The sequence below is a fragment of the Cysteiniphilum sp. 19S12-1 genome, assembly GCF_052030685.1.
Lineage (GTDB): Bacteria > Pseudomonadota > Gammaproteobacteria > Francisellales > Francisellaceae > Caedibacter.
This window is the reverse complement of record NZ_JBQAJM010000008.1, coordinates 75,806-85,185: the sequence shown is the minus strand read 5'-3', so window position 1 is coordinate 85,185 and position 9,380 is coordinate 75,806. Positions and strand designations below refer to the sequence as shown.

Annotated in this window: 6 protein-coding genes; 1 reads left to right on the top strand and 5 read right to left on the bottom strand. The window is 34.9% G+C overall.

Translation table 11 applies throughout. The annotated features are described in order from the left end of the window. Positions 1-47: 47 nt before the first annotated feature. The 5 genes from ACTS4L_RS04240 to ACTS4L_RS04220 form a co-directional block, all read right to left on the bottom strand. Complete coding sequence (locus ACTS4L_RS04240) at positions 48-551, bottom strand: hypothetical protein (protein WP_440617186.1); 504 nt, start codon at positions 549-551, stop codon at positions 48-50. A gap of 193 nt (positions 552-744) precedes the next feature. Beyond that, on the bottom strand, positions 745-1,380 hold the full coding sequence (locus ACTS4L_RS04235; RefSeq protein ID WP_440617185.1) for a hypothetical protein: 636 nt from the start codon (positions 1,378-1,380) through the stop codon (positions 745-747). A gap of 42 nt (positions 1,381-1,422) precedes the next feature. Further along, positions 1,423-3,141 carry a hypothetical protein gene (locus tag ACTS4L_RS04230; RefSeq protein WP_440617183.1) on the bottom strand — a complete coding sequence of 573 codons (1,719 nt, stop codon included), beginning with the start codon at positions 3,139-3,141 and terminating at the stop codon, positions 1,423-1,425. 144 nt (positions 3,142-3,285) lie between these two features. Next, positions 3,286-5,862 (bottom strand): hypothetical protein, encoded by a 2,577-nt coding sequence (locus ACTS4L_RS04225; protein ID WP_440617182.1) that lies wholly within the window; start codon positions 5,860-5,862, stop codon positions 3,286-3,288. Positions 5,863-5,993: 131 nt separating this feature from the next. Next, complete coding sequence (locus tag ACTS4L_RS04220) at positions 5,994-7,757, bottom strand: hypothetical protein (protein ID WP_440617181.1); 1,764 nt, start codon at positions 7,755-7,757, stop codon at positions 5,994-5,996. A gap of 297 nt (positions 7,758-8,054) precedes the next feature. On the opposite strand from ACTS4L_RS04220, the gene tnpC reads away from it, so the two are divergent. Further along, a complete protein-coding gene (gene tnpC / locus ACTS4L_RS04215; protein ID WP_440617180.1) occupies positions 8,055-9,380 on the top strand; it encodes an IS66 family transposase in 1,326 nt (441 codons plus the stop codon).

Below are 9,380 nucleotides of genomic sequence, written 5' to 3'. Positions count from 1 at the left end.
CTTAACGCACCTTTATGTATGGCGAAAAGCCTTATATCGTATACGTTTCAGAATTTTTGCTTACCAAGTTGGGTATAGCCTAGTAAATTTGATAAAGCTTTTACCCATCCATTATACATTTTAAAATAATTAATCACTTGAGAAACTGTAAGTTGCCCTGTCAAATATGCCATACAGACTATGGCTGATTTCGCAGCATCTATATATTTTTCACTCCCATAATCATTAATAAATTTCAAAGTTAAATCAACTGATTTAAATGGTTGAGACTTGATTACATCTAAGGCGTATTCAACTCCTTCACTGGCATAAGGGATATCGGAGAGAATATCTTGTAACACATATTTTTGCTCCCAATACTTAAGACCTATAAGTCTTGTTGACTCCAAAGAAGAGTTAATCTTTAATGCATTCTTTGACACACTTAAAGCGGTATTAACTGGCTTTAATTTCTGTACACCATTACCAGCGTAGCTTATGCTATTTCCAGCTAACAATAATGACATCATAGCAGTTAGCATAATTTTTTTAGGGTATTTCTTGTTTAACATTTTATAGTTCTCCTGAATCACTTATTGTTTTTTGTTCAATTTTCACGTCAATAAAACCCGCGAGGTATTGCTATGTTTAGTTGAGGCAAAACCTCTTAGGATGCTGAAGTGCATATAAATTTGATATATAACTATTATCAATCTGGATTAGGCGACTTCCGATAGCTACCTAATTGGACACCTTCATCTTCTACTATTTACCAATTAACGCTTGATTTTCTGTTTTGGCAGTGGCCCTTTCCCATGCTGCTTCAAGCATAGAGTTTGTAGGCTCAAGTGGACAATGCAAATCTGTCGTGGCTTTTACCCCAAGCGTTAATCCACTTACTTTATGAAGACTGAAGTTCACATTAGATTTAGCAAAAACTGACAAATCACTTGCACCATCGTGAGAGAAAGATATATTATTCTCCATATTCCCCTCAATAAGCGAACCAGTTTCAGGTAACAATTTTTTGATGTCACTTTTATCTTTTGTAACCCTTAAATCTGATAGCTCTGAACTACTCCAAACTCCGGTAATATTAAATCTATAAACCACTTTTAAGCCACCTTGATAAGAAAGTGTTACTTTGATTGGATATACAACACCACTCTTAATACCTATATCTTGATTTAATTGCATAAAATCTCGTGTAGTTCTAGCCTCAATGTGAGATGTTAATAATTTACACGCACTTTCTGGTAATTGAGTACCAGCATCCTTATCACCACAATCTAATGTTACAGTAGCATCTTCATAATATTCATTTTCTAAGCGCATATCATAACTAGCCCATGCCGAACCAAAAGTTAAGGCTAGCGCTAAACAATTTAATAAAAACTTCATTTACTTAATCCTTATTTTTTTGTTAAGGTTGTTAATTTATTTTCATGCTTTATTCTGTTCTAATGCTTGAATTAAATTATTCTGTGATTCAATAAAATTTAATAGTTTACTATACACAGGTAATATATGATTGGGCTCCAGTCTGTACTCGGCTCTATGTCCCGTGTATTGACCACCTAAAAACCCATATACACACCCCTTATTGTGCTCTTTGTATATTTTTCCTATAACATCATCAAACTCTTTTTGACTTTCTTTAAGTGCTGAATTAAGCGCTAAGTCTAAATATCGATACCTTGGATAGCCTTGCTCTTTGTCGCTAATAACAACAAAGTTTTTAGAGTTTGAAGCAGGTAAGCCTTCAGCAGATTGCTTCATAAGATAACTAGAGTCTATCTGGAATATTTTTGATAAATCTATATCATCAACACCCGCCAATTTAAATTGCTCAATATGCTTATATTCTGCTACTTTTCCTAAGTCACTCTCACTAATTTGATGTTCCTTAAAATACTCTAAAATTCTATCAAACTCTCTTTGATGATTTCTTGGATTTTTGACTATATCATTTAAAGCATTGCTTAAAACGCCCTTCTCATGATTATTGAAATCATAGCTCTTTGATAGCATAACTTTGATTTTCTCTAAAGACTCTTTTAGGCTAATATCCAGATTGACTTTGTTGTATATTTCATCAATAGAATCTTCTAACTCAAGTCTTTCTCGTAAATATCTTTCAATAGCTGAATTTATATTCATTATTGACTGACTCTTATAGTGGGTGTTAATTGCTTCTTGTATGTTTTGCTTGGCATCAATGCCTTTAGGGTTAACAATAATTTGACCTATAGGAGAACTTTCTAGAGGTGTTCCCATAAGTGTCAAAGTATACTTAAACTTCTTTTGGTCATTCTTTGCAACATCACGAGCAACATAATCGCTGAAGTTAAATGTATAATTTGAAATCGCCTGAATATACTGAGTACAATCTGCTTCTGATCCACCTGATATACACTTACCTATGCTATTTGCTACTTTTTCACGCTCCTTTGCAGCAGTAGTTGAATAACCTGTTTCTGTACTTTCAATCTTAAATTGTGTTTTAGCCTGATACTTTTTATCTAAGTTAGCTATCTCACCCTCTAACGAAACCCAACCGCCATCCAAGTTCATTTTTACTTTCAGTATATCTTTGATTTCTTGAGCTTCTTCCTTAGAGTTAAATGTCATTGTTACTTTAAAAAGCGTTGATGCTCCAGCGTAGAAAAGTGTTGGTATATTCGTGCCACATGCAGAAATAAAATTTAAAGCATTATCTGGATTATTGCTCTGCTTAATTAGTTCCGCTGCTCTTTTTGTAAAAGGATTTGAACCATAATCAACACGAAACTTTTGAGCATAAGACGACATAAAAAATAAGTCAATTGTCTTCTCTTTACTTAAATTTGTCGTTATATAGGAAATCTTATTATTCCCTGAAAACGGACCATAAATAAAACCAAGGTTCAAATCCATGGATAAACTCGTTAGCGCATTTTTAGTATCAACAGCACCACCTGCATAGAATTTTTTGATCTCTCCCAATGATTGTGGGACTAATTTTATATTTTTTGACTCAAAACATGTTTCTGCACCATTAACCATGAAGCTTTCAAAGTATCCTGTACTCGTTGTTGGTTCTTCATAGTTATTAGCTATGGCACTTCCAAAAAGTGTTATGCTGATTGCACTGCAAAGGATTGTTCTCTTTATATTCTTCATAATATTATCCTGTGATTCTTTTTAAATGTTTACTTGGTTGGCTTGATAAATATAATGGATATACTGTTGATTTTTTTGCAATAAAATGTAAATTTATTGTAATGTCCAATGAAGAACCGTTCGTGAAATTTTCAGCTTAGATCATTAGTCATAATGGGGGTTGAAATCTCCTAAATTGTGCCAAATACTTCCAGCCAGATTCAACGCTGCACTTTTGCTACTTACCACTGCATCAAGTAACGAATAAGCGCGATCTGAAGTTGTAAAGTTTTTAGCTCTAGCAAGTAACTCTACAGAGTCTGCTTCTAAATTTGTCTTCACTAAATCATACGTATTTTGATTCGTATCATAGGTTTGATAATAACATGTTGGCTCTCCAGAGGTATTCATGTAACACTTATTACGGAAGCCTCCTCCAATGCGATTAATCACTGAGTTTGTTGGATCATCAGATAAATCACTTGTAAAATACTGACTATTAAGTATTAACAAGCTCCAATGAAAACGTCCTGCACCCATATCAGAAGAATCATCTACCTGCATTTGATAATCTATAGTTCTACCAAGTAAAGCAAACCCTGTTGCTTTATCATTAATACCTGGGATATCTATTTTTGCACGAGGCATTGAGTGACTACCAATATAGGGGCCATTATCCTCTACACCTTTATTACATCGAGTATCATTTGACAGGCATCCCACTCCAGTCTCGAGATAATAGCGAGTTCCCCCTGAATAAGAAGTACCATAAGCATTAGCATATATATCAAAATATTGTGTATAATAAATAGGATTTCCAGACGGTGTCTCAAGATAATTGACGTAATAGGCTTTTGCATCGTCTTTGAATGTTCCATCATCGTGAAGATTTGTACTTCCATCATGATAATCACGTGAGTAAATCCAATCATTTTCATCAGCCCCGCCTTCAAAAGTATTTGAACCGCCCATAAATAACCCAATAGGTGTGCCATTAGCAACATTATCACCAATGTCAGATGGGTTTTGATCCTTATAGAAACTGTAAGGTAACGTATAGTCAATCAACTTTTCAAAATAGTCACGATTTCTATAACTTTCATAAGCTATAGATGTTGAATATTCTAGCAAGTTGGTATTTTCTCCTCTATCACTGGCACCATCTGTAGCAATTAAATGTGCATCGTGGTTTGGCTTATTAGCTGGTAAATAGAATGAAATTTTTCTTGTTACATTTGAATATTTTTCTTGAGCCTCTTCTGCATCAGAGTCAGATAAAGCATTATTGATATTAATACCATATATCATTTTTTTGCAACTATCTGAATCTTTGGAACAATCACTTTGGTCATTACCATCTGGTGCCACAAGACATTCTGCAAAGAGAGCATCATCATATACCCCAATTGTTTTGCAATAACGTTGATACTCAGTTGAAGTCTCAAGAAGTGGATCAAAGTTTCTACCTGGTTTGGCGTTTATTGAACCATTAGCAATGTCAGCGCCTGATCTCGTCAAAATATAATCATTACTAAGCCTGTCATAAAAGCGCCCCGCATTTCCAGAGCCTGATGTGTCGACCTGTGACGGATCATCAAATACTTTATTCACATAGTCACTCGCTTTTAAATACATTTCATCAAGACTTTGTACATCTGGGACGTTAGATGCTTTTTGGATTGTAGTTGCTAAACTACCTATTTTTTCCTTAACATCGTTATCTGTAATGTTCGGATTATTTTGCATACCAAGAACGGCTCTTTCTATACTATTGCCAATAATTAATCCCATCGTGATTTGATATTGCAAGTTTAACATTTCATACCTGGATGCGCTCAAATAGCTGTTAAAGTCTTTCAAATTGTTATTGGTATCTTTGTAATACGCATCAGCATATGTTTTATAGATATTCCCTAAATATAAGTCTAAAAAATTAGTCAAAGGGGATCCAAGCTCAATGCCTAAATTACCTGTTTGTGAGTATTTTCCATTTGTAATTCCATTGATGAATTTGCTTATCTCCGTTAAAGAAGCTGACGTAATAATTCCAGTCGTTTCATTATGCCCAAATATAATGTCAGCTGCTTTATTTGCATCATCAGAGGAAAGTCTATTAATAAACCCAGCAATATTCCCGTCATAGTTTTTAAAGCCAAGCTTATTTAAATCTGCGTTATTTGCTAACGCATTTACCACACCAGAGTAAATCATCTGATTGTCTAAGCCATTACCACCTTCTTCCCTTGGTGCCAATGCTAATGCTGGGTTCCCAGCCTTTCCACCATTTGAAATTTCCTTCCATGCAGCTTGCATACTTTGCCAATCAACCTTATCGATTAAACTTCTAGTTGCCTGATCTAGATGATCAATTTTATCATCTATCTTTGCTAATTCCTTTTCAATCCTTGCTAGGCTATCGGTAACAGGGTCGCTAACATCAATTCCGAAAACATTAGATAATATCTGCTTTGGATCCGTTGCATCAAACCCAAAAATTGCTTGTGCTGTTGCAGCAGCTGCTGCTTTTGCAAATTGCCCAAATATATCGTCAGTTATATCACCTACCACCTGCTTCTTAGGTAATTGTGAAGAAGTAAGATTATTAATTCCTTCGATCATATTTGCTTTAACGGCCTGATGAGTTTCTTTTGGTAGCAAGTTTGAGTTAACATTACCAAAACTTGTAACAGTTGTGTTTAAGATTAATGTACCAGTTAAAATAGTGATTGTTTTTTTCAACATGTTGTTATCCTCTATTGATTGATATTAAATTGGTATATAATTACTAAGAATATTTTGATTTCATTATTAATATTGCTTGAGTTAAATGACTTCCGTGGGATATTACTCCTATGTAATCAAACCTACGCAATCTACTGATCTCTATCCCCAACTCTATCAAAGCTATCGATCTTATAAGCGCTTTCTTGCACTAAATAATCAAGATTCACCTTATAAAAATTATTATTTTTATTTGTCTTAACCATCCGTAAAGTCTTCTCGCTACCACCCTTGATTATAATCTCATATCCTTCTTCTGATCTTTTTCTCTCAATTAAAATTGTTTTTACTTGCGTCTCAGGAGAGTAAGCAGTTAATTTCACAGCGGTATCATCTTCATGCATCATACCCATAAATTTAAGATATAGACGTTGATATGGCTTCCCATTTTTATGAAAAACTGCCGATGTATTATACGAATACCCATGACCATACTCTGATGAAAGCGTTATAGAATTAGGAAATATCAGACTGCTTACTGGAATATCAATAAACATCGTGGTTATATTATTTACTTGATTAATAAGACCATTATTCAGACTAGGAGTATTAAAGTCATACTGCACAATATTGGGAACCTTCTCATATGCGCCAAAATCAAAAGCATTTTTCATCAAATAACCATTTGCGATATTACTTAATGGTCTAATAGCAAATTGCAATGATTTTTCACTAGCAGTCAACTCCCAACTTAAATAAAAAAGTGCGTTTGATTTTCTATGTTCAAGCTTTGACAATTGATCTTTCTCCATACCAGCAACATGGTAAGTGTTTGCATAAGAACCAGAAATAATTGAGTTTGAAAAAACACCATTTTCAGAGCTTCCTTCATAACCATTGTTTTTATCAAAAAGAAGTATCATTTTTCCTCTTAGTTTCTCAATTGGTGTATTTAAAAGATCATTTGAATTTGATCTATAAATATATTTTGAATAATCTTGACTTCCTAAAAGTGCTAAAATCTTTTTGGCTGTTTCACTACGATGAGCTTCACCGTCATCAGGTGCATCAGACTCAGTATGAGTAATGGCAAATACAACAAACTCACTTGGGTGACTATTTAGAAATGTAACTGCACCATCAAATATATTTACAATCTTTTGACCATACCCTCCCCCAGCGCTGCCAAAATGTCCTGCGCGCAGAACCCCATTATTATCATAAGGTCTTAAGTCAAAATATCGTGTCCCATAATTTAACATCCCTCTAATATCATACTCTTGGGCTGCTACATATGAATCCTCTAAGGCTGCTCCATGTCGGCTTACTGGTGAGGCATTGTTAACACCAGCATCATGAGCTCCTGGTAATGTGACTTCTTTTAATAAAGTATCATCGCTTAGCTTGCTTTGCCAATTTGATAATTCAATATTAGTATCAGCAGATAAATCCTTATCTGCAAAAACCAAAGTGCTTGTCCCTCTTAACTCACTAGTGTTATAACCTGTTGACCAATATCCATGGTACTGGTTTGAAGCGCCGTCACTTTCATTGCGGTCTTGATTAAAAATTTTATGATCTACCGTTATGTGTGCTTGCTGTTGATTAACTCTTGCTGTAGCAATATCTTCTTTTGTATCAATATTTTCTAATGTTACTCGGTAAGGGGAGCCGTCTGCTCTCGATTTAGTGTTTAGGGTAGCACAAACTGCATCATATGGTCCAAGCTCTTTACCATCAAACTGCGTATCGGGTCTTTCATTTTTATTATCCCAATCAAAGTTATCTACTTGAGAGATTTTTAATTTAACAGCATGAGAAGTTTCGTTTGATATACAAGCGTATGACTCTAATGCAAAAGATTGACTTGCTATAGTGGCACTAATCAAACTAACCAATAGTGATAACTTTTTCATTTTATTCTCCTAATTTCTTCTTGTTTGGACAAGTAAGAGAATAATCAATAGAACGTATCATTAATGATATTAGAATGTAATAAAAATGTAAGAGTTATAATGATAGGTTGTGTTTAGCCTGATAAACAATTAGCCATAACTTAATCATTATATTTACTTCATAATATTATACTTAGATGACTCCACCATGCCTAAAAGTGGCAAGGAAATGTTTGGTTGTGAGCATTTAGGAATAATTTGAAACATTTAACTCAATAAAATTCGCCTCTGACAATCATAACCATAGAGACACTCCACATGCTAAGTGCAAAAAAACTCAGAAAAACAATTTATATAATATCTAGTACCATACCGCCTTCAAGCGATGGTTTGTCACGTCCTAACAAAAATAACAGTGTCAGCGAAAAAGGTAAACTTAAATCCAAGACTACCAAGAAGCAATCAGGTGATCAAAAAGGTCATAATGGTAGCAATCTTGGTCAAGCTAAACCGGATGAAGTTGTGACTAAATCTGTAACGAGTTGCGATCATTGCCAAAGTGATTTAAGTGACACAAAGGCGCAAGAGTATGTAAGACGCCAGTTACATGATCTACCTCAAATGCCAAAGCTTAAGGTAATTGAATATTGTCATGAGAAAAAGTGCTGTCCAAATTGTCAGAAATATACGACCGCAAGTTTTCCAGAGGGTATTAATGCGCCGGTGCAGTACGGCAATAACCTAAAAAGCTATGCGATGTATTTGCAAAATCAACACTTTATTCCTGAGCAACGAACTCAGCAGTTGTTAGAGGATTTATTTGGTGTCAGTGTAGCCACTGCAAGTATTGCAGAGTTTAGTCAAACGTGTGCTGATCAATTGATTGAATTTGAGCAAATGGTTTTTGATAAGCTCAAAAGTGCTCCAGTTAAACATTTAGATGAGACCGGTTATCGCATATGCTCAAGAACCCAATGGTTACATGTTTGTTCAAATGCTGATTATACCTATTATCACGTGAGTCCTAAGCGTAAATCTCTACTGTCTAGTCTAACAGGTATCGTGGTTCATGATCATTGGAGATCCTATTTTACACTTGAGGGTGTAAGTCATGCATTATGCAATGCCCATCACTTGCGTGAGCTACGATCTTTAGCTGAGGATGGTGAAATTTGGGCAAAACGTATGATGAGATTATTGAGGAAAAGCTGTCACTTGGTAAACACATCAGAACAATCGGTGCTATTGCCTGATAAACAGATCTTAATCAGTAAAACTTATTATCGAATTGTAGCGAATGGTCTTAAATACCATGAGATTTTGATGCCTTTAGCAAGCACTGGTAAACGAGGTAGAAAAAAGCGACGAACTGGGCACAACTTATTATTACGATTGCGTGATTACAAGAATGACGTGCTTAGATTTATCTATGATTCAGAAGTGCCTTTTACTAATAATCAGGCGGAGAATGACTTGCGCATGATGAAGGTAAAACAAAAGGTATCAGGCTGCTTTCGTAGTGAAACTGGCGCTCAAAAGTTTGTGCGTATTCGCACATTATTATCGACTGCTCGCAAACAGGGGTGGAAGATTATTGATATCATCGCAGATGTCTTTAATGGCAAAACCCCACAGTTCAATTAA

Coding starts and splice junctions, on each gene's coding strand:
- ACTS4L_RS04240 (WP_440617186.1), bottom strand. CDS start 551: ATGTTAAACAAGAAATACCCTAAAAAAATTATGCTAACTGCTATGATG.
- ACTS4L_RS04235 (WP_440617185.1), bottom strand. CDS start 1,380: ATGAAGTTTTTATTAAATTGTTTAGCGCTAGCCTTAACTTTTGGTTCG.
- ACTS4L_RS04230 (WP_440617183.1), bottom strand. CDS start 3,141: ATGAAGAATATAAAGAGAACAATCCTTTGCAGTGCAATCAGCATAACA.
- ACTS4L_RS04225 (WP_440617182.1), bottom strand. CDS start 5,862: ATGTTGAAAAAAACAATCACTATTTTAACTGGTACATTAATCTTAAAC.
- ACTS4L_RS04220 (WP_440617181.1), bottom strand. CDS start 7,757: ATGAAAAAGTTATCACTATTGGTTAGTTTGATTAGTGCCACTATAGCA.
- tnpC (WP_440617180.1), top strand. CDS start 8,055: ATGCTAAGTGCAAAAAAACTCAGAAAAACAATTTATATAATATCTAGT.